Genomic DNA, 19,350 nt, shown 5'->3' with positions numbered 1-19,350 from the left:
TAATACATGACGGATAAGTCAATAAAAGAGTTAGCAGTCAGCGTAGGTCTTCCAGTTGAAAAACTACTAGATCAAGTGCGAGAAGCTGGGTTGCCGCAAACGAAGGCAGAAGACAAAATCTCGGTTGAACAGCAAGACCGTTTAGTTTCACACTTGAAAAAAGTGCATGGACAAGACAACGGCAGCGCAGGAAAAATCACGTTGAAACGTAAAACTACAAGTACGGCTAAAGTGGCTAGTACTTCAGGTAAAGCTAAAACGATTAATGTAGAAGTTCGCAAGAAGCATACATTTACGAAGCCAGACCCTGAACAAATTAAAGCTGAAGCACTCGCTAAAGCTGCAGCTGAAAACAAAGCGAAAGCTGAAGTTAAAGTTGAGGTAAAAGCAGCACCTGCTGAGCAAAAATCACAACCCGTGAATAACGCTAAAGCAACATTGGATGCAATGCGTGCAGCTCAAAACAAAGAAACTGCAAAGCAAGAAGTATCTAAAGCTGCGGTGGTTGTAAAACGTAAATCGACAAATAAACCAATTGTAAAGCAAACTGTTAAAGCAACAGAAACTGCTGAACAAAAGAAAGCACGTGAAGCTCAAGCTGCACAATTAAAAGCAGTTGAAGAAGCGGCTCGTCGTAAAGCTGCTGAAGAAGCACAACAACGAACGCTTGAACAAATGCGTCAAATGGCATCTAAATATTCAAACGAAGATGCAACAGCGACGATTCGTGTTGTTGATGATTCTCCACTCGCTGCTGGTTTGGTTGGTCAAGCATACGAAGATTCATTTGCGAAAGAAGACCGCGAAATCAAACGTGGTACCAATACAGCAACTGCACGTGCACCGAAAAAAGGTGGACGTCGTGGTCAAGAAGAGCAAAGCTTCAGCAAACAGCCTAAACGTGGTTTAAAAACCAGCCAAGGCAACAAACATGGTTTTGAAAAACCAGTTAAAAAACAAGTGTATGATGTTGAAATCGGCTCTACAATTGTGGTTGCTGACCTTGCACAAAAAATGGCGATTAAAGTTCGCGAAGTGATTAAATCACTCATGAAAATGGGTGAATTGGTTACTCAAAACCAAGCCATTGACCAAGAAATTGCTGCATTGATCGTGGAAGAAATGGGTCATAACCCAGTTCTTGTATCGGATACACAAGCTGAAGATAACTTGCTTGTAGCGGCTGAAGAAGCGCGTGGAGCACAAACAACACGTGCGCCAGTTGTAACAATCATGGGTCACGTTGACCATGGTAAAACATCGCTTCTTGACCGTATTCGTCGCACGAAAGTGGCATCGGGTGAAGCTGGTGGTATTACACAGCATATTGGTGCTTACCATGTAACAACGGATAAAGGCATCATCACTTTCCTTGATACTCCGGGACATGCTGCGTTTACTTCAATGCGTTCACGTGGTGCTAAAGCGACTGATATCGTGGTTCTTGTTGTTGCTGCAGATGATGGTGTTATGCCACAAACTGCTGAAGCAATTGACCATGCTCGTGCTGCGGGTACGCCTATCATTGTTGCAATAAACAAGATGGACAAAGAGTCAGCAGATCCAGATCGCGTATTGAATGAATTGACGACGAAAGAAATCGTACCTGAACAATGGGGCGGTGACGTTCCAGTAGCGATGGTTTCAGCGCATTCTGGTCAAGGTATTGATGAACTTCTTGATTTGATCTTAATTCAAGCAGAACTTCTTGAACTTAAAGCGTCTGAAGAAGGTGCTGCTCAAGGTGTAGTCATTGAAGCACGTGTAGATAATAGCCGTGGTGCGGTAACGTCTATTCTGGTTCAAAACGGTACATTGAACGTTGGTGATTTAGTCCTTGCTGGTGCATCTTATGGTCGCGTACGTGCGATGACAGATGAGAACGGTCAACGTATTAAATCTGCAGGTCCTTCAATTCCAGTTGAAATTTTAGGTCTTCCTGAAGCGCCAATGGCAGGTGATGAAGTTCTTGTTGTCAATGATGAGAAGAAAGCCCGTGAAGTTGCTGATGCTCGTCTTTCACGTGAACGTGAACAACGTCTTGAACGTCAAAGTGCAATGCGTCTAGAGAACTTGATGGCATCTATGGGCAAGAAAGATGTGCCTGTAATTAACGTGGTTCTTAAAACTGACGTACGTGGTACTTTGGAAGCACTTACAGTTGCATTGAACGGCTTGTCTACAGACGAAGTTGGCGTGCGTGTGATTGGTTCTGGTGTTGGTGCGATTACTGAATCTGACGTAACGCTTGCTGAATCTTCAGAAGCTGTACTTCTAGGTTTCAACGTACGTGCCGATACTACTGCCCGTCAAAAATCTGATGCTGATGGTATCGATATTCGTTACTACTCAATCATCTATGAATTGATTGATGATGTTAAAGCGGCAATGAGCGGTAAGCTTGCACCTGAACATCGCGAAACGATTCTTGGTGTTGCACAAGTTCGTGAAGTATTCCACTCAAGTAAATTCGGTGCGGCTGCAGGCTGTATGGTTCTTGAGGGTGTTCTTCATCGTAACAAACCGATTCGCGTATTACGTGATGACGTGGTTGTGTTCCAAGGTGAACTTGAATCTCTTCGTCGTTATAAAGAAGTGGTTGAAGAAGTTCGTGCTGGTATGGAATGTGGTCTTGCAGTTAAAGGCTATAAAGACATCAAAGCACTTGATAAGATTGAAGTATACGACGTTCAATTGATTAAACGGAGTCTTTAATGGCGGGTAGTCAACGTCTTAAGCGCATGGCGGACACAGTACAACGTGAGTTGTCTGAACTGATCCGTCAGGAGCTGAAAGATCCACGCTTAGGTGGTCTTGTGACCATCTCTGCGGTGAAAGTTAGCCCTGATTTAGGCTATGCCGAAGTTTATGTCACCATTATGGGACGTGAACTCGGTGATGAGCAAAGTGAAGCTGCGAACAAAGACACGTTGGATGTTTTAAATAAAGCATCTGGTTTCTTACGTCACGAGCTGAGCCGTCGTATTAAGACACGCATCACACCACGTTTACGTTTCCATTATGATAAAACCAATGCATATGGTAACTATATGTTTGGTCTAATTGCTGAGGCGGTCAAAGATTTGCCAGAGCAAAAAGAAGAAGATTGATTGATCTTTGAAAAAGCCACCTGAGGGTGGCTTTTTTATGATTTAAAACTATAATTGGACAAAACTTATCCATAATAAATCCAAAATATGAAAACCAATACATTATTAATTTCCTTTTTGTTGTTTATGAATATTTCCTCTGCATCTGCTTGTATCAATACTTATGTCTTTGATCTGGGTAGTGAAGGGTTATCTAAACAACAGGCGCTAGATAAAATTAAAGAACGATCTAAAAAATTTAAAACACATGAAGAATTAAATGATTATGGAGTGTTGCTCATCTATGCACATCAATACGACAAAGCAATTCAGACTTTTAAATCAATCGAAAACTCACATCCAAATTTAGCTAAAACTGCGGCAAATTTAGGGACGGCATATGAACTTAAAGGTGATTCTGTAAAGGCGAAATATTGGATACAGCAGGGAATGAAGCGTGACCCGAATATTCATCAAGGGAGTGAATGGATTCATGTCAAAATTTTGGATGCTCAGTTAAATCAACAAAAAGATAAGACTTGGATTCAAAAAAATGATGTACTTGGACTAGATTTTGGAAAGGATGTTGCACCAAAAGCAAAAGTAAAAACGATTAAATTTGAAAATCATTCTTATAATTTAGAAAAAATACTCGTGCATAGTGAAATACAGATGGATCAGCGATTACGTTTTGTAAATCAGGATCCAATTGCGGCACAAATCGTCTTTAATATGGGAAATATTGAAGCCTATTTAATGCAGAATGATTTACAGACCATTACCAGCTTATTTGATGTTGCAGATATGTCGGGCTATGCAGATCCTGATTTTTTAAGAAAAAGAGTCAATTATTTAAATACATCGAAGTGGTATGCCTTTAAACACAAGATCATTTATTCTTTCAAAAGATTATTTGGCATGATTTGACACTGAAATTAAGTTTATGTGTATTGATATTTTTGAATTTAATATCTTGTCTCTTGTTTATTAAAGAAAAAACACAATATCGTCATTAAATGTCGTTAAGATAGAGCTATATCAAGAAATACAAATAAATACTTGAGGCGATGTATATGAATATGTTGAAAAAAGGCTTACTTGCAATTGCATTAACCAGTACCCTAACTTTGTCTGGTTGTGGCTATAACACGCTACAAGCAAAAGATGAGTCTGTTGTGGCATCTTGGTCAGAAGTACAAAACCAATATCAACGTCGTGCCGATCTCGTGCCAAACTTAGTCAATGTCGTGAAAGGCTATGCTAAGCATGAAGAAAAAGTACTCACAGAAGTGACTGAAGCACGTGCCAATGTTGCGGGTCTAAAAGTTGATAAAGAAGTTTTAGAAAATCCAGAATTGTTTAAGAAATACCAAGAAGCACAATCGCAAATGACGGGAGCACTTTCACGCTTACTTGCTGTGACTGAAAACTATCCAGACTTGAAAGCCAATGAACAGTTCAAAGACTTACAAGTACAGTTGGAAGGAACAGAAAACCGTATTGCAGTCGCACGTAACCGTTATATTTCAACAGTTCAAGACTACAATACTTATGTTCGTCAGTTCCCTCAAGCGTTGACCGCAAAAGTGATTGGTATGAAAACCAAAGAAAATTTCAGTGCTGAAGCTGGTGCTCAAAAAGCACCAACGGTCGAATTTAACTAAGTTTAAAGTCGATTTTCTGAATATTTCACTTGGTTTGAAGTAGGTGCTTGTATGGTTGTCGAATTCAAAACATGGGTGTTGAAACAACTCAATCTGATGATGCTGGCTGGGTTGCTTTCACTCTCAGTGTTGTGTGTTCAAAATGCATTGGCTGAAACAGCGGTAGCAAATGATGCTGAAGCTGAAGATGCTGTGGTTTTGAAAAAAATCATACAGCCAGATCAGCAAGGCGGTTCTGTTCTTCCATCCGTCAATCAGCCAAGCAATCCTAACGCACAAAAGGCTGAGCAAACACCACAAGTACCTGCGGCGACTGTTGAAAATGATATGGCAGAGGGTGAGTCTATTCGCCAATTGCCAAGTCTAAATGCGCCAGTCATTGATCAGGCCAATATTTTATCTGCGGATGAAAAGCAACAACTTGATCAAAAAATCAGAAATTTAAATAATCAAGGCAAGGCGCAAATTGGCATTATTATTGTGCCAACCACGGGTCAGGAAAGCATTTTCGACTACGCTATGCGTGCTGCTGAAACGTGGAAACTGGGTTCAGCAAAACAAGACAATGGTTTACTGATTGCGGTTGCAATCAATGATCACCGACTGCATATAGCGACAGGCTATGGTTTGGAAGGTGTAATTCCAGATATTGTGGCAAATCGGATTATCCGTGAGCAAATTACACCGTATTTTAAACAAAATGCATTTGGGCAGGGTTTGATTTCAGGGGTAAATGAGATTGAACGCATCTTAAATTTAGATCCTGAAATTGCCCAAAAAGCTGCGGATGAATTAAAAGAACGTCAAGCACAGGCAATACACGAACAACAAGCCAAGCAAAGAACTTTAAGTACAGTGTTCTTCATTTTGATTGCAGGTATTGTGGCTTCATTTATCATTGGAAATCGCTTAAGTGCTTCTGTTGCAGGTGTCACTGCTTTTGCTGCAAGTATGATTTATGGTTCAGGTTTGATCATGAGTTTGATCTTGGGCGGGGGAATTTTTATATTACTCATCACCTCTATTGGTCAATTGCTGTTTCAAATGTTTCTATCTGGTGGAGGCCGTGGGGGCTCTGGTGGTGGAGGATTTGGCGGTGGTGGTGGCTACAGTGGTGGCGGTGGTGGTTTTGGCGGGGGAGGAGCATCAGGCTCATGGTAACGACTACAGAAACAACAGAAATTATTACGCAACCTAAATTGCAACAAGACGTTCAGCCTAGCTTTAAACGTTGGTTAAAGCACTTTTTTTACATGCCTGCATCGAAGCGTTATTTTAATAAACAAGATCAGTTTGCCATTGCTCAAGCAGTGACAGAGGCTGAACATGGGCATGTGGGTGAAATTCAAGTGGTGATTGAAGGTCATATTCCAAGTTCACAGGCCTATATGCAAAATACCCGATGTCGCGCGCAACAACTCTTTGCGGAACTTGGGGTGTGGGACACCGAGAGAAACAGTGGGGTGCTGTTGTATCTCAACTTATGTGAGCAAAAAGTTGAGATTGTGATTGATCGAGGTATTAATAAGGCAACCACACAACAAGAATGGCAGGCTATTTGTGATGCTATGGTGGCTGAATTGAAAAATAAAAATTATCGTCAAGCAGTGATTTTGGGAGTTCAGCAGATAGGTGACATTTTAAATACGTTCTATAACAACGAATTTGACGATATTGAGAATGAAATCACAAATGAACCGATAATATTGAACTAATTTGTGATTTAAACTGACAAAAAATGTCACTTTTTTACCTAAAATTACAACAAAAAACAAACTTATAAAAATATGTTGTAAATATATACAGAAAAAATAAAATACAAAACAGTTAACTGATTATGAACTTTTAAATTTATCTCATATCAGTCAGACATATAAAGGCTACTAAAAGCCAAATACATAAAATATTGGAGAAATGTTATGAACGTTCAAAAAGGTTTTACACTTATTGAATTAATGATCGTTGTTGCGATTATCGGTATTCTTGCTGCGATTGCGATTCCTGCTTACCAAAACTACACACGTAATGCTTCTGACAAAGCGTGTTTAGGTGAAACTAAAGCATATGCAAATGTTGCATTGGTTGAATTTTTAGATCCTAATAAAACAACTGCTGATATTCCTGAGCCTCCATCAGGTGGTGCTTGTACTGAAATTACTAAACCAGAAGATATCAGTTCTGGTGTTACAGGTACTATCAACAAAGGTAACCATGCTACTGTAAGTTGTGACCTTAACAATGGTGCAACTTGTAAACTAGTGAAAGAATAAATTTAATTTATTAAAAAAAAGCCGCCTTTTGGTGGCTTTTTTTTATGGTTTTTATGGGGATATTGATGATTAAAAAAACATTTATTTTGCTGGCTTTGGTGGTGTCGTCGGTTGCTTGGTTATTTCCAAACGATGCAACCTCATGGGTATCTTTTGTAAGTGAATACTTGGCATTTTTAAGTGCATTCTTTTTTTTACTTGCATGTCTTTATATTAAAAGCATTCAAGTCCCTCGGATTATCTTACCCATTGCATTAATCTCGATGATTCCTTTTGTTCAGTATGTGTTGGGACAGATTCATTTTATATCGACAGCATATTTAAGTTTTTTTTATATTTTTGTTTTTTTTGCACTTATTATATATGCCTACAATTTATCCAAAGAACAAGACATTCTGAGTTGGTTCTGCTACGCCACGGTGTTTGGCGCTATGGTCAGCTGTGTCTTTGCAATATCGCAGTGGCTCGATCTTTATATTTATGTTCCAGTCATAGAACTGAAAGGTGTACGACCATATGCCAATTTTGGTCAGCCTAATCATTTATCAACATTTTTATTTATGGGCTTTATTGCGACACTCTATTTATTAGAAATAAAAAAAATCAAAACATACTTGGCTTATTCATTTATTTTGACTCTTTTGTTTAGCATTGCATTGACTCAATCGCGCACTTCTTGGATCGCTATTGCTTTTATAGTGGTATTTTATTTGATCAAAAAAACACATGCAGATCTAAACTTAAAAAATCATTTTTTACCAATTTGCTCTGTTTTCTTAATTCTTTGCATTGTTTTACAAGATAAAATATCTAATCTAAGCGAAAAACTATTGGGTTTAAAAACTGTAGAAACAATGGATGTTATGACAAGAGCTACAACTCAGCATGAACGCCTTGATCTATGGAAACAAGCAATTGAAATGATATTGCAACGACCTGTTTTTGGCTATGGATGGGATCAAACAAGTCTAAGCTTGATTCAAAATATAGACAGAGTAAGCTTTTCTTATTGGTATTCAAGTACACATAATATTATTTTGGACATATTGACATGGTGTGGTCTCATTATTGGTGGGATTATTGTCATTTATTTTGCTTATTTAATCCTCTTATTATCTATTAAATCTAGAACAAAGACATCAATATACGCATTGTTAATGATAGGTGTGGTGCTTATTCATGCTATGTTAGAATATCCGTTACAATATTCTTACTTCCTTCTGCCTGTTGGATTTTTATTGGGAATTATACTTTCCGAATTCAAAAAATTAAAAACGGTAAATGTATCCAATCTATTGAGTTATTTTATTGTGATAGCTTATGCTCTAGGGCTTTATTTGGTATGGACAGAATATGTTAATGTGCTTGCAGATCAGTCCAAAGCAAAAATTGTTGCATTAAATCGAATGGCAAAAATGGAAAATCCAAATGATCAAAGTTTTAAGTTAGAGCATAAATATTGGGTTTTGACAGAGATGCAATATCATGCAGAGTGGGTTGCAATAGATCCAAAGCAAAAGTTTACCCAAGAGCATTTAGAACAAATGCATAAGTTTGTTGAGCTCAATCCATCACAATTTAATTTAGTTAAACTCGCGCAAATCTATTTATACAATGGACAAAAAAATGAAGCAGAACATCAACTTCTGATTTTAAATAAATTTTTTAAATCCGATTATTCAATGCAAAATTTGCAGGCCACTTTACAGTAATTTATTCATATTCAGCACCTGACCTAAAGGTTGGGTGTTGAATTAATTACAAAGCTCGGAGTTATTCATCCTAAATAATTTTAGATAGAAAACAACAAAGCCCTATAATAGCTTCAAAGTAATTCACCTTATGCGTATATGAACAAAGTCTTTTTGTTAATTTCAGCGTTGGCTTTGGGATTAGCCTACCTGTTGCCTTACCATCAGACCCCTTGGCCAACTTTCGGATCTGAAATACTAAGCCTCATTGCGGCTGCAACATTGCTTTTCGCATCTCATCAAAAAATGATCAAAATTGAAAAGCCGCAAATATTATTATTGCCATTGATGTTGATACCAGCTGTGCAGTTCTTATTTGGACAAATTCTCTATTTGAGCAATGCATTGGCATGTTTGAATTACGCAATATTATTCTGGGCAATGATTGTTGTTGGCTATAATCTGTCAGATACACCAAAAAATCGAGAGCAACTGTTTAGCGCGATTTGTGCATTTTTTATTGTCATTGGACTAGCCTCAAGTGTAATCGCATTTTGCCAGTGGTTAAGTATAAGTTCATATTTTTCAGGCTTAATGTACCCACTCAAAGGCAACCGTCCGTATGCAAATTTGGCTCAACCGAATAATTTAGCGACATTATTTAGCCTGTCATTGATGGCATGTCTATATTTCTATGAAACCCAAAAAATAAAAACCCAATATCTATTCCCAATCGCACTACTGCTAGTTTTTAGTTTAGCACTGACACAATCGCGTACTTCTTGGATCATGTGCCTATTTGTTTTGGGATATTGGTCAATTAAACAATTTAAAAGACCTCACCTCATGCATTTCCCGAAATTGGCAATGTGGATCGGTTTTTTTATCGTGTGTATTTTCTTTTTACCTTATTTAAATCAGGGCGTCAGTGCTGTATTTGGTCAGCAAGTTACGGAAACCACATCAGTAGTAAATCGTGCAACATCCGGTTTTATGCGGCTAGAGATGTGGACACAAGTACTGATTGCGATTGGTGAACATCCTTGGTTGGGGTATGGATGGAACCAAACAGGGATGGCACAAATTGCCGCTTTTGATATATACCCAACGCATGAATGGTACAAAAGCGCACACAATATGGTTTTAGACCTGTTGGTTTGGAACGGGATTCCATTGGGTCTACTCATAATATTTTATTTTGTAGCATGGTTATATTGGTTAAATAAAGGTGTAAAAGAACATATATCGATTGTCGCTACACTCATGGTCTGTGCTGTGCTTATACACGGCATGCTTGAGTATCCACTTCATTATGCTTATTTTTTATTACCTGTGGGCGTATTACTCGGAATTATTCAGGGGCAGTATACAAGATTGCCTTCAGTCACGATTCATGCAAAATGGTTGTGGTTGGTGGGCGCATTGAGTATTGCTGGTGCAATCATTTCGGTGAAAGATTATATTTTATATAAACAACAGAGTGCGATCGTTGCACAAAAAACGCCAATTAATCCGACTCAGCAAAAAATATTAGATCAAGATATTTTACTTTTAACACAGTTTAAAGAGCGAATTTGGTGGATTCAGCTGGATTCACAAACACAGATGTCGAATGAGCAGTTAGCACATATTGGAAAAATGGTCGCCAACTTAGCTTCAAAATATGACCTATTAAAATACGCACAAGTTTTGGCTTTCAATGGTCATCGACAAGAGGCGGAACATCAACTTTGGATCTTAAAAGAACTGCATAAAGAGGAGCATCGCTATGCAGATTTACTTAAGCCATCAGGAGTAGATGCCAAGAAGTAAGTGCAATTCTAGTCATAATAAAAAAATCCCCGAATTCGGGGATTTTTTTAGATTCGATTTGAATATTAAATTTGGCTTTGAATATAGTTTTCAACGCTCACAGTTTCAATGAGGTCAAGTTGCGTTGTAGTCCAATCCCAATACTCTTCTTCTTTCTCTAAAATTTCTTGGACTAAGTCACGTGTAACATAGTCTAACTGTTTTTCAGCAAGGCTTACGGCTTGTTGTAATGCTTCAATGTTTTCTTTAACTTTACGCACATCACATTTCAACACTTCTTCGGTATGTTGACCAATATACAGTTTGCCAAGGTGTTGTAGATTTGGTAAACCTTCTAAAAATAAAATACGCTCAATAATTTTATCGGCATGTTTCATCTGGCGAATAGATTCTTTGTATTCTGCTGAGCCTAGTTTTTCAATGCCCCAATCATTAAACATACGAGAATGTAGAAAATATTGGTTAATGGCAGTCAAATGATGATAGAGCACTTGATTGAGTTGATTAATAACTTCGCGATTGCCTTTCATTGTAAAACTCCCAAAAACAGTCTGTCTTAAATCAACTTAAGACAATTTATTTCCTTATCTTAAACAACTTCAATTGGGGATACGAGTAATTTATGGAACAGCAAATGAAAATCGCAATCAAATACAGTGAAATTGGGTTTTTATAAAAAAATAATCCCGCTTGAGTCAAAGCGGGAGGAGAAATAGTTGAGATTCATTGTCTTATTATGGTTATGTTGGGGTATTCGAATTATTATGCGGCGATAGAAATGCGTGCAGCGATTAATGACAGTTCTTCATTAATAATGCTGCGAGCTTCAGGGGCACAGCGACCACAGCAGGTCCCTAAATCTAACATTTCACGAATTTCACGATATGATTCAGCACCTTCAGCCACGGCATCTTTAATATCTTGATCAGTGATACCACGACATAAACAAACGTACATAAGACTCAACCACAAAGTTAAATGCGATAGTTGATATTATTGATAATTATTATCGTTTGTCAATGACATTCATTTAAAATACTGATTATCTTGATTGGCTTTTTTAATAAAAAAATACCACCTTATCGGTGGTATTAATTAAAAACTGTTAAGTTTTTGAATTTATTGATTTTATTTTGAGATAACTACAATGCCATCCATCTCGACTAAAGCCCCTTTTGGCAAGCTTGCCACGCCCAATGCTGCGCGAGCTGGGTAGGGTTGAGCAAAGTATTCACCCATAATTTGGTTTACGAGCTGGAAGTGTGAAAGATCAGTAAGAAAGATATTGAGTTTTACGATATCGGTTAAACTGCCACCAGCTGCTTCGCAGACTGCTTTTACATTGTCAAAAACACGACGGATTTGCGCTTCAATTCCCGTAACCAATTCCATACTGTATGGGTCTAAGCCAATTTGACCTGAAAGATAAAGAGTATCACCTACTAAAATAGCTTGAGAGTAAGTGCCAATAGCTGCTGGAGCATTTTCAGTATGAATCACTTGGCGGGACATCGCTTTCTCCTATAGTTCGTATGAAATTATCATAAGGCATGCATGGTGATCATGAAAGCTAAATCGTAAAAGATTAACCAGCTTTAGATACCTCGGGTACAGCTAAAGGCATGGCCATGCGAGAGATGCGTGGAAAACCAAATTGCATGCGTAACTCACGAATAATTTGAGCAATTTCTTTACGATTATGCACCACAATATTTAAATAGGTTTTCGCATCATGTTTACGTACTGACTCAATCCCGATTTTGGCTTTGCGACAGACATAGATGAGTTCAGAAACTTGTTCATCATTGAGCATTAAATCTATACTCAAATACGCATTGAAATTGATTTCAGCATCTTTTTCTGTCGTCCACTGTAACGGCATGATGTTTTCTGGATGAAGATGCTGTTCATTGAGTAGGTTATGACAGCGTTCACGATGCACAATCAAACCACGACGAGACAAATGTCCTTGAATCGGGTCATCTAGAACTGGATTACAACAATGTGCATATTTAACATCAATACCTTCTGTCCCAATGATCAAGCGATTAGACGTAACACTTTCATCACTGCTTTGTGCAAATAAATGGTTTGCCACCAATTGTGGCAGTAAATCACCGACTGCAATCTTTTCAAATAAGGCATTTTTAGTGGGTAAATGACGCCACTGTAAAAGCTCAATCCAATCATCTTCAGACAGATCTTTGATTGAAACATTATAAAGTTTTAACGCACGATTCAAGGCTTGTTGTCCAACTAAACGTTGTTCTTCAATATCTTGGTCTTTTAAAATGTTTTGAATAGAACGGCGCGCTTTTTGTGTATTAATAAAGCTAAGCCAATCTGGATTTGGTGAGGCCAACACATCCGTAATCACTTCAATCACTTGACCACTGGTAAGTGGGGTCGACAATGGCTTCATTTCACCATTAATTTTTGCCCCTACAGCATGATTGCCAAGAAATAGGCTCGCAGAGTAGGCAAAATCAACAACTGTTGCGCCTTGAGGCAATTCATGTAGCTGACCATGTGGGGTATAGACCCAAATTTTTTCTTGATGCAAATAGTCTAAAAGATCATTGAATGTGGTTTTGGCACAATCGCCACCAACCAACAAATTCAGATTTTGCATGGATGCCTGAATCGCTGAGCGACACGCTTGAGGGGCATTTTCACCTAACACTAAACCAAATCGTGCTGCTTTACGCATCAACTCAGTTTGTATGGTTAAAGATAAAGTGGTTTTTTCACCTTTTAAACGAATCATTAAAGATTGGTTGCCACCAGGAAGCGGGCGACGAATGTGATCTTCATAATGTAAAACTTGGAAATTTTCTTTGAGTGCTTCAACCAGACTGTCACAGTCAGCAATGCTTTGTAAAATAATTTCAAAAGCATGACTATGCGTCAATTCTTGAAGATCAATTTCATTTTTGACAAAGTGGCGAAGGAGTTCGATATTGTTATTTTTCTTTTTGATGCGACCTGGGAAATTATGTTCGTTGAGTAGCTGACCAAGCTTTTGTTCCCACGTGGCTTGATATTTACAACGTTCAGGTTTGGTTTTTAATAACGCTTCTTGCACGTTGTTAAACATATCTAAGTCAAGATTTTGATAGCAGAGCAATTCAAGATTATCAGCCATTTCATTCATACCCACTAGTCGTGCCATGGGTACAAAAATATCAAAGGTTTCTTGAGCAATACGGGCACGTTTATCAGGTCGAAGTGCACCGAGAGTAGTCATGTTGTGATACCGATCTGCAAGTTTAACAATAATCACTCGCGGATCGTGAAGCGTGGCTTGCAGGATTTTTCGGAAGGATGCGGCTTTATTATATTCTTTATCGCTGGAATGGCTGAGTTTTGTCACACCATCGACTAGTTCAGCAACAATTCGCCCAAATTTTTGGCTAATGTCTTCTTTGCTAAATTCTGTATCTTCAATGACATCATGGAGCAGGGCAGCCATAAGTGTTTCTGCATCTAGACGCATATGCGCCAAAATGCAACTAACAGCAATGGGATGAAGAATATAAGGTTCACCACTTTTACGAGTTATACCATCGTGTGCAATATCGGCATAATCACAAGCAACAAGAACTCGATCGACATCGCCTACATCTAAATACGCGTCGATGATACTTTTTAATTGTTGCTTGGCTTGGCTGACCATTGGGCCTGGCATATTGCACCTTTTAACTCGTTAATAAAACACTATATATTCTATGTTTTTATCAAAAAACATAATTGCGCTACTTGTCAATTTGCTAAATAAAATAACTATTCATTTTATTTAACAAATTTTTAGTTATTTGTCGACTGATTCTCTGAAAAAAAGGAATAAAAAAGCCTAGTGCAAAAACTAGGCTTTTTTATACAGCTGACAATTATTGGAAAGAGAAACCATCCAAGTTTAAGCTGTTTGCTGAAAGAGCAAGGTCAAGACTAGATGTTTGGTAGTCTTGATCACGTTGCTTAAGAATATCTTTAGTCACGTGACCTTCAGCGATTTCACGTAAAGCAACTACTGTTGGTTTGTCGTTATCCCATTCTACAGTCGGCTCAATACCTTGGCGAGCAAGTTGACGCGCGCGTTTGCTTGCCACTAGTACAAGCTCAAAGCGGTTGTCTACATGGTCTAAACAATCTTCAACGGTTACGCGTGCCATAAGAGTTCTCGTTTGTATATAAATTTTTAACAGACTAAACAGTATAAAATGCTTTCGCTGTAGACTCAAGTTTAATCAGTGCTTCGGGGTAATTAATTTTTGAATCAAATCACGATGACGAATCGCTTGCTGTTGCAATGAGAGACGATTGGCATTAATAACAGACTCTAAATCATGAAGCGCTTTGTTAAAGTCATCATTTAAAATAATGTAGTCAAAGTTGACATACTGTTGCATGTCTTCAACTGCACAGCTTAAACGATGCTCGATCACTTCTACTGAGTCTGTGCCACGGTTTGACAAACGCTGACGTAAATCAAACTGAGTCGGTGGCAAAATAAAAATTTGTTTCGATTCAGGAAAAAGCTTACGTACCTGCTCAGCACCTTGCCAATCAATTTCAAGCAAAACATCATGACCTTTAGCTAACTGTTTTTTTACAGTAGCTTGAGATGTACCATAGTAGTTACCAAATACTTCAGCGTATTCGATAAAACCACCTTGTTGCACTTGTTCGAGAAAGGTTTCTTTAGCGGTAAAGTGATAGTGAACGCCATCAAGTTCGCCAGGGCGTTGACCACGGGTAGTGTGAGAAACAGAAACGTGTAAGTTGCTGACACGCTCAAGTAGGGCTTTCACTAAAGATGTTTTGCCTGTTCCGGATGCAGCCGAAACGACAAACAAGAGACCCGACATGATATTTTTCCTGATATGATAAAATATCTTCTCTATTTTAGAGCAGACGAGATTCAAACTAAATAGCAATTCGCATTTTGTTTGAAAATTTATTGTGAATCGTCCATGAATTTAAATGAACATTGAGGACTCTATGGAAATTGTATTGGCTAATCCGCGTGGTTTTTGTGCAGGGGTGGACCGTGCTATTGCGATCGTAAACCGTGCCCTCGAATGTTTTAGTCCACCCATTTATGTCAGACATGAAGTGGTGCATAACAAATTTGTGGTTGATGACTTACGTCAGCGTGGTGCGATTTTTGTCGATGAACTCGATGAAGTTCCGGATGACAACATTGTGATTTTCAGTGCGCATGGTGTATCGAAAGCGGTACAACAAGAAGCTGAACGCCGTGGTCTTAAAGTCTTTGATGCAACATGTCCTTTGGTCACCAAAGTGCATATTGAGGTGACAAAATATGCCCGTGAAGGTACAGAGGCAATTCTAATTGGTCACGAAGGTCATCCTGAAGTTGAAGGCACCATGGGTCAATATGACAAAAACAAAGGCGGAGATATTTATCTGGTTGAAGATGAAGATGATGTTAATGCGCTAAAAGTTCGTCACCCTGAAAAACTGGCTTTTGTCACACAAACAACGTTGTCTATTGATGACACAGCAAAAGTCATTGATGCCTTGCGTCGTAAATTCCCTCAGATTCAGGGTCCTCGTAAAGACGACATTTGCTATGCAACGCAAAATCGGCAAGATGCGGTTCGTGATTTGGCAACGCAATGTGATGTGGTTTTAGTGGTTGGATCACCAAATTCGTCAAATTCAAACCGATTACGTGAACTGGCTGAGCGCATGGGGAAACATGCGTATTTGATCGATAATGCAGATGAATTGAAGCAGGAATGGTTTGCTGCTCATGCTAAAGTTGGTGTGACTGCTGGGGCTTCAGCGCCTGAAATTTTAATCAAACAAGTGATTCAGCGTTTACAAGATTGGGGTGCGATCGCACCGCAGGAGCTTAAAGGTACTGAGGAGAATATTACTTTTAGTCTTCCAAAAGAGTTAAGAATACAAGTCGTACAAGCTGAATAAAATCACAAAACTATAGAATCAGATAACTGTAATTTGCAGTTATCTGATTTTTTTTACCTTTTATCTATGTTGTATTGGATTTGTATGCAAAACGTTTATTATTTTTAATAGCGTATTTTTTTGTGATTTCTGGATAAAATGAATAAAAATAAAGCTTTTACCTTAATAGAGCTGATGATTACACTGGCTATATTAGCCATTGTGGCTTCAATGGCTCTTCCAAGATTTAATACCATGATGCAGACCAAGAGTTTGGATGATGCTGCTAGGGAAATGTCAGTTGTATTAAATGAAGCAAGATCGAAAGCCTCATTGGTAAGAAATTTTGTTGTTGTTTGTCCAAATAAAGATACTGCAGATAAAGAGATCACCAAAGAAAAATGTGTTGAAAATGAGTTGGGATCGACAAGTTCTGCATCTGAACTAATTCAACAAAATAGAGTTTTTATTGCAAACATTCCCAAAGCCATTACGTTATCAAGTAGTTCAGCTATTGGTGCTTCATTTAATGCTGATGGAACTGCAAAAGAGAAGAAAACCTTCAGTTTTTGTGGTGAAGCGGAATCTAAGAATATCAATATTTCAATTATTGGTGGTGTTGAACAAGTCAAAGGGGGGGCATGTTAATGAATTCCAATCAGACTGGGGTTGGAATGGTTGAGGTTTTAGTGGCTTTAATCATTCTTGCCGTTGGTGTTTTAGGTTTTGCAGCCCTTCAATTCCGGGCGGTGGAGGCGAGTGGTGAATCCTTGGCTCGATCACAGGCTACGACGCTTTTAAGAGGCTTAACTGAAAGTATAAGAGCGAATAAATCTGGACAAGAATTCTACGCTGAGGAAGTTCAAAAATATTCCAATATGACCACTAAACCAACAATACAAACTAAATGTTTAAATACGAGTTGTAGTGCGAAAAATATGGCTGCTTACGATGCATATTTGGTTGGGAAAACTGCTTATCAGCTTGGCATAAATATTACGATGACGAATTGCCCAGGTGTTCAATCCATTGAAAGAAAGTGTTTGTTTGCAGTTTGGAAAGATACAAAAATAACCGATAAAACAAATTATAGCGATTGTATGAGTTCCAATGGTGTTTATAAACCGCTTGCAAATTGCATAATGATGGAAGCTTATTAATATGAAAATTAAAATAATAAATATTAAAAATACCCAAGGTTTTACATTGGTTGAGTTACTGGTTGCGTTGGGACTAGGAATTATTATTAGTGCTGCAGCTTTGCAATTGTTTATGGGAGGATTGATTTCTACTCGTATGCAACAAGCGAGTGCTGAATTACAAGATAGTGGTTTATTTGGTCTTGAATATATTGCCAGAGATGTTCGATTGGTTAATTTTGGAAATATTACCCGCCCCAATTTAAATGATGAAACAACTTCAGGTGGTATTGTTTTATCAAGATCAACAACTGATGGCAATTTCAATGTAATCAGTTCTGCCGTAGGTGATGATGATATTACTAAGTCCGATTTGCCGAGTAACGTAAACATCAAAAGCGATCAACTAACCATTCAATTTATTGCACCTAATGATATGGTGAATTGTGAAGGTCAACTTGTAGAAAAAGATCAGTATGTTATTCAAAGATATTTTTTGAGACCAGATGCCAATGGGCAAGCTAATGATCTTGCATTGGCATGTGATGCAAATAAACCTAATGGAACAACGGCTGCTTCTATTGAGAATTTCGGTGGTGATGATCAGGGTGAGATCATTATGCCACGTGTCGACCATTTAAAATTTTATTTAGGTGCACAATCAAATAAAGGCGAAAATTTAGGTTATTACACAATTCCTAAATATATTGAAGTGGCAAATAATGCCCGATCTGCTTCCAATGAGCCTCCAAGAATTGTCTCCGTGAAAATTGAAGTGATTGTTCGATCCAAAGATAGTACAGCAAGTAAAATGGTCGACCCTTCAGTAGGAACTGAAGCAACAGATGATTCAAATCTGAGTTCAACTGATTCAAAGACACCATATTTGCGTCGATTATATGTGACGACAGTAGCCTTACGTAATGCTTTGGGGGAAACACTATGATTAAAAAATCTCAAAAAGGTGCAACTCTCATTGTTGTTTTAGTTGTACTCCTAATGATTACGATAGTAGGGGTGCTTGCTATACGTGTTGCATTAACTTCCTTAAATATTTCAACAAATGCTCAGTTAGGTCAACTTTTAGGTCAAACGGCAGATACACCATTGAATCAGTTTTATACGAGTGATGTATCTAAAGTTTATGATATTAGTGGAGTAATTGGCTATGCCTTGCAAGAAAATAAAAAAGAGCCAGGTAAAGAATATATATTTTGTTATAGACCTACATCAAGTGAAAAATTTGGAGCTTCACTCGGTGTAACAACTTTAAGAGTGCCATCTAGTAAAGATGGCTTGGCTACAGTCGCGACTGGTGGAGCAGATGGATTTTGTAATTTAGAAAAAGATTTCGGTAGTAGTCGAAAGGCGATTGTAACCCAAGTTGCAATCAAAATTCCTCAAACAGAAATGGATGAAATTGCACCAGGTGGTTCTTTGCCAAGAGGAACCAATTTGAGTTCAGGTACTAGTTCTCAAATAAATATTGCAGACCAACAGCGTGTACGAATCACAACAACATCAATCGTTCCATCATATGCAACAGATCTTGCTAAAGCTCAAGCATGTATAGGTGTAGATGCTTCAAAACCTGGTTATATAAATGATAATACCGATCCAGAACAAGCAGACTTTAAAACAGTTGCAAGTTGTTTGGCTGGTTTAGGTATACCTGTAAATAGTCAAACGCAAGAATTTAACTTACAAACATTTTATGAACAAATTGAAGCACCTTAAGTTAGGGGAAATCT

The 19,350-nt window shown here is 38.1% G+C and carries 20 protein-coding genes; 14 read left to right on the top strand and 6 right to left on the bottom strand.

Going from position 1 to position 19,350, the window contains the following annotated elements:
* The first annotated feature begins 6 nt into the window (after window positions 1-6).
* From infB to G8E00_RS14370, 9 genes are all read left to right on the top strand, one after another.
* On the top strand, window positions 7-2,715 hold the full coding sequence (gene infB / locus G8E00_RS14410; protein ID WP_166011210.1) for a translation initiation factor IF-2: 2,709 nt from the start codon (window positions 7-9) through the stop codon (window positions 2,713-2,715).
* Window positions 2,715-3,110, top strand: coding sequence for a ribosome-binding factor A (locus tag G8E00_RS14405; protein ID WP_166011208.1), 396 nt, complete (start codon window positions 2,715-2,717; stop codon window positions 3,108-3,110). Before infB ends, G8E00_RS14405 begins: the two co-directional genes overlap by 1 nt.
* 126 nt (window positions 3,111-3,236) lie before the next feature.
* Window positions 3,237-4,016: a tetratricopeptide repeat protein gene (locus G8E00_RS14400; protein WP_227591375.1), complete on the top strand. Its 780-nt coding sequence runs from the start codon at window positions 3,237-3,239 to the stop codon at window positions 4,014-4,016.
* A gap of 146 nt (window positions 4,017-4,162) precedes the next feature.
* A complete protein-coding gene (locus tag G8E00_RS14395; RefSeq protein ID WP_166011206.1) occupies window positions 4,163-4,753 on the top strand; it encodes a LemA family protein in 591 nt (196 codons plus the stop codon).
* Window positions 4,754-4,849: 96 nt separating this feature from the next.
* Window positions 4,850-5,914 carry a TPM domain-containing protein gene (locus G8E00_RS14390; RefSeq protein WP_227591430.1) on the top strand — a complete coding sequence of 355 codons (1,065 nt, stop codon included), beginning with the start codon at window positions 4,850-4,852 and terminating at the stop codon, window positions 5,912-5,914.
* The gene (locus G8E00_RS14385; protein ID WP_166225708.1) at window positions 5,908-6,468 is read left to right on the top strand and encodes a TPM domain-containing protein; all 561 of its coding nucleotides are present in this window, start codon (window positions 5,908-5,910) and stop codon (window positions 6,466-6,468) included. Before G8E00_RS14390 ends, G8E00_RS14385 begins: the two co-directional genes overlap by 7 nt.
* A 204-nt stretch (window positions 6,469-6,672) precedes the next feature.
* Window positions 6,673-7,023 (top strand): prepilin-type N-terminal cleavage/methylation domain-containing protein, encoded by a 351-nt coding sequence (locus G8E00_RS16505; RefSeq protein WP_166225705.1) that lies wholly within the window; start codon window positions 6,673-6,675, stop codon window positions 7,021-7,023.
* Between the two features lie 65 nt (window positions 7,024-7,088).
* Window positions 7,089-8,735 (top strand): PglL family O-oligosaccharyltransferase, encoded by a 1,647-nt coding sequence (locus G8E00_RS14375; RefSeq protein ID WP_166225702.1) that lies wholly within the window; start codon window positions 7,089-7,091, stop codon window positions 8,733-8,735.
* Between the two features lie 138 nt (window positions 8,736-8,873).
* Entirely contained in the window at window positions 8,874-10,526 is a 1,653-nt protein-coding gene (locus tag G8E00_RS14370; RefSeq protein WP_166225699.1) for a PglL family O-oligosaccharyltransferase, read from the top strand.
* Between the two features lie 65 nt (window positions 10,527-10,591).
* Here the strand turns inward: G8E00_RS14370 and bfr are convergent, their stop codons facing one another.
* The 6 genes from bfr to gmk all read right to left on the bottom strand — a co-directional run bounded on the left by bfr (window position 10,592) and on the right by gmk (window position 15,394).
* Window positions 10,592-11,056: a heteropolymeric bacterioferritin subunit Bfr gene (gene bfr, locus G8E00_RS14365; RefSeq protein WP_166011189.1), complete on the bottom strand. Its 465-nt coding sequence runs from the start codon at window positions 11,054-11,056 to the stop codon at window positions 10,592-10,594.
* A gap of 232 nt (window positions 11,057-11,288) precedes the next feature.
* A complete protein-coding gene (locus G8E00_RS14360; RefSeq protein WP_166011187.1) occupies window positions 11,289-11,483 on the bottom strand; it encodes a bacterioferritin-associated ferredoxin in 195 nt (64 codons plus the stop codon).
* 171 nt (window positions 11,484-11,654) lie between these two features.
* Complete coding sequence (locus G8E00_RS14355) at window positions 11,655-12,038, bottom strand: RidA family protein (RefSeq protein WP_166011185.1); 384 nt, start codon at window positions 12,036-12,038, stop codon at window positions 11,655-11,657.
* Between the two features lie 73 nt (window positions 12,039-12,111).
* Window positions 12,112-14,214, bottom strand: a complete 2,103-nt coding sequence (locus tag G8E00_RS14350) for a RelA/SpoT family protein (RefSeq protein ID WP_166011183.1) — start codon at window positions 14,212-14,214, stop codon at window positions 12,112-12,114.
* A gap of 202 nt (window positions 14,215-14,416) precedes the next feature.
* Window positions 14,417-14,698, bottom strand: coding sequence for a DNA-directed RNA polymerase subunit omega (rpoZ, locus tag G8E00_RS14345; protein WP_166011181.1), 282 nt, complete (start codon window positions 14,696-14,698; stop codon window positions 14,417-14,419).
* Window positions 14,699-14,773: 75 nt separating this feature from the next.
* A complete protein-coding gene (gene gmk / locus G8E00_RS14340) occupies window positions 14,774-15,394 on the bottom strand; it encodes a guanylate kinase (RefSeq protein WP_166011179.1) in 621 nt (206 codons plus the stop codon).
* Between the two features lie 133 nt (window positions 15,395-15,527).
* Between gmk and ispH the strand changes: the two genes are divergently transcribed.
* The 5 genes from ispH (at window position 15,528) to G8E00_RS14315 (ending at window position 19,336) form a co-directional block, all read left to right on the top strand.
* On the top strand, window positions 15,528-16,481 hold the full coding sequence (gene ispH, locus G8E00_RS14335; protein ID WP_166225696.1) for a 4-hydroxy-3-methylbut-2-enyl diphosphate reductase: 954 nt from the start codon (window positions 15,528-15,530) through the stop codon (window positions 16,479-16,481).
* Between the two features lie 138 nt (window positions 16,482-16,619).
* Complete coding sequence (locus G8E00_RS14330) at window positions 16,620-17,108, top strand: pilus assembly FimT family protein (protein WP_166225693.1); 489 nt, start codon at window positions 16,620-16,622, stop codon at window positions 17,106-17,108.
* Window positions 17,108-17,620, top strand: a complete 513-nt coding sequence (gene pilV / locus G8E00_RS14325) for a type IV pilus modification protein PilV (RefSeq protein ID WP_320077573.1) — start codon at window positions 17,108-17,110, stop codon at window positions 17,618-17,620. Before G8E00_RS14330 ends, pilV begins: the two co-directional genes overlap by 1 nt.
* A gap of 1 nt (window position 17,621) precedes the next feature.
* The gene (locus G8E00_RS14320; RefSeq protein WP_166225687.1) at window positions 17,622-18,545 is read left to right on the top strand and encodes a PilW family protein; all 924 of its coding nucleotides are present in this window, start codon (window positions 17,622-17,624) and stop codon (window positions 18,543-18,545) included.
* Window positions 18,542-19,336: a PilX N-terminal domain-containing pilus assembly protein gene (locus tag G8E00_RS14315; protein ID WP_166225684.1), complete on the top strand. Its 795-nt coding sequence runs from the start codon at window positions 18,542-18,544 to the stop codon at window positions 19,334-19,336. The genes G8E00_RS14320 and G8E00_RS14315 overlap by 4 nt, the downstream gene beginning before the upstream one ends.
* Window positions 19,337-19,350 lie beyond the last annotated feature (14 nt).

Source organism: Acinetobacter shaoyimingii, assembly GCF_011578045.1.
Lineage (GTDB): Bacteria > Pseudomonadota > Gammaproteobacteria > Pseudomonadales > Moraxellaceae > Acinetobacter > Acinetobacter shaoyimingii.
Note: the sequence above shows the minus strand (reverse complement) of the source record. Positions and strands in the feature narration are given on the sequence as shown.

Excerpts from the sequence above, each read along its gene's own strand:
- infB (WP_166011210.1), top strand. The coding sequence starts at position 7 with ATGACGGATAAGTCAATAAAAGAGTTAGCAGTCAGCGTAGGTCTTCCA.
- G8E00_RS14405 (WP_166011208.1), top strand. The coding sequence starts at position 2,715 with ATGGCGGGTAGTCAACGTCTTAAGCGCATGGCGGACACAGTACAACGT.
- G8E00_RS14400 (WP_227591375.1), top strand. The coding sequence starts at position 3,237 with ATGAATATTTCCTCTGCATCTGCTTGTATCAATACTTATGTCTTTGAT.
- G8E00_RS14395 (WP_166011206.1), top strand. The coding sequence starts at position 4,163 with ATGAATATGTTGAAAAAAGGCTTACTTGCAATTGCATTAACCAGTACC.
- G8E00_RS14390 (WP_227591430.1), top strand. The coding sequence starts at position 4,850 with ATGATGCTGGCTGGGTTGCTTTCACTCTCAGTGTTGTGTGTTCAAAAT.
- G8E00_RS14385 (WP_166225708.1), top strand. The coding sequence starts at position 5,908 with ATGGTAACGACTACAGAAACAACAGAAATTATTACGCAACCTAAATTG.
- G8E00_RS16505 (WP_166225705.1), top strand. The coding sequence starts at position 6,673 with ATGAACGTTCAAAAAGGTTTTACACTTATTGAATTAATGATCGTTGTT.
- G8E00_RS14375 (WP_166225702.1), top strand. The coding sequence starts at position 7,089 with ATGATTAAAAAAACATTTATTTTGCTGGCTTTGGTGGTGTCGTCGGTT.
- G8E00_RS14370 (WP_166225699.1), top strand. The coding sequence starts at position 8,874 with ATGAACAAAGTCTTTTTGTTAATTTCAGCGTTGGCTTTGGGATTAGCC.
- bfr (WP_166011189.1), bottom strand. The coding sequence starts at position 11,056 with ATGAAAGGCAATCGCGAAGTTATTAATCAACTCAATCAAGTGCTCTAT.
- G8E00_RS14360 (WP_166011187.1), bottom strand. The coding sequence starts at position 11,483 with ATGTACGTTTGTTTATGTCGTGGTATCACTGATCAAGATATTAAAGAT.
- G8E00_RS14355 (WP_166011185.1), bottom strand. The coding sequence starts at position 12,038 with ATGTCCCGCCAAGTGATTCATACTGAAAATGCTCCAGCAGCTATTGGC.
- G8E00_RS14350 (WP_166011183.1), bottom strand. The coding sequence starts at position 14,214 with ATGCCAGGCCCAATGGTCAGCCAAGCCAAGCAACAATTAAAAAGTATC.
- rpoZ (WP_166011181.1), bottom strand. The coding sequence starts at position 14,698 with ATGGCACGCGTAACCGTTGAAGATTGTTTAGACCATGTAGACAACCGC.
- gmk (WP_166011179.1), bottom strand. The coding sequence starts at position 15,394 with ATGTCGGGTCTCTTGTTTGTCGTTTCGGCTGCATCCGGAACAGGCAAA.
- ispH (WP_166225696.1), top strand. The coding sequence starts at position 15,528 with ATGGAAATTGTATTGGCTAATCCGCGTGGTTTTTGTGCAGGGGTGGAC.
- G8E00_RS14330 (WP_166225693.1), top strand. The coding sequence starts at position 16,620 with ATGAATAAAAATAAAGCTTTTACCTTAATAGAGCTGATGATTACACTG.
- pilV (WP_320077573.1), top strand. The coding sequence starts at position 17,108 with ATGAATTCCAATCAGACTGGGGTTGGAATGGTTGAGGTTTTAGTGGCT.
- G8E00_RS14320 (WP_166225687.1), top strand. The coding sequence starts at position 17,622 with ATGAAAATTAAAATAATAAATATTAAAAATACCCAAGGTTTTACATTG.
- G8E00_RS14315 (WP_166225684.1), top strand. The coding sequence starts at position 18,542 with ATGATTAAAAAATCTCAAAAAGGTGCAACTCTCATTGTTGTTTTAGTT.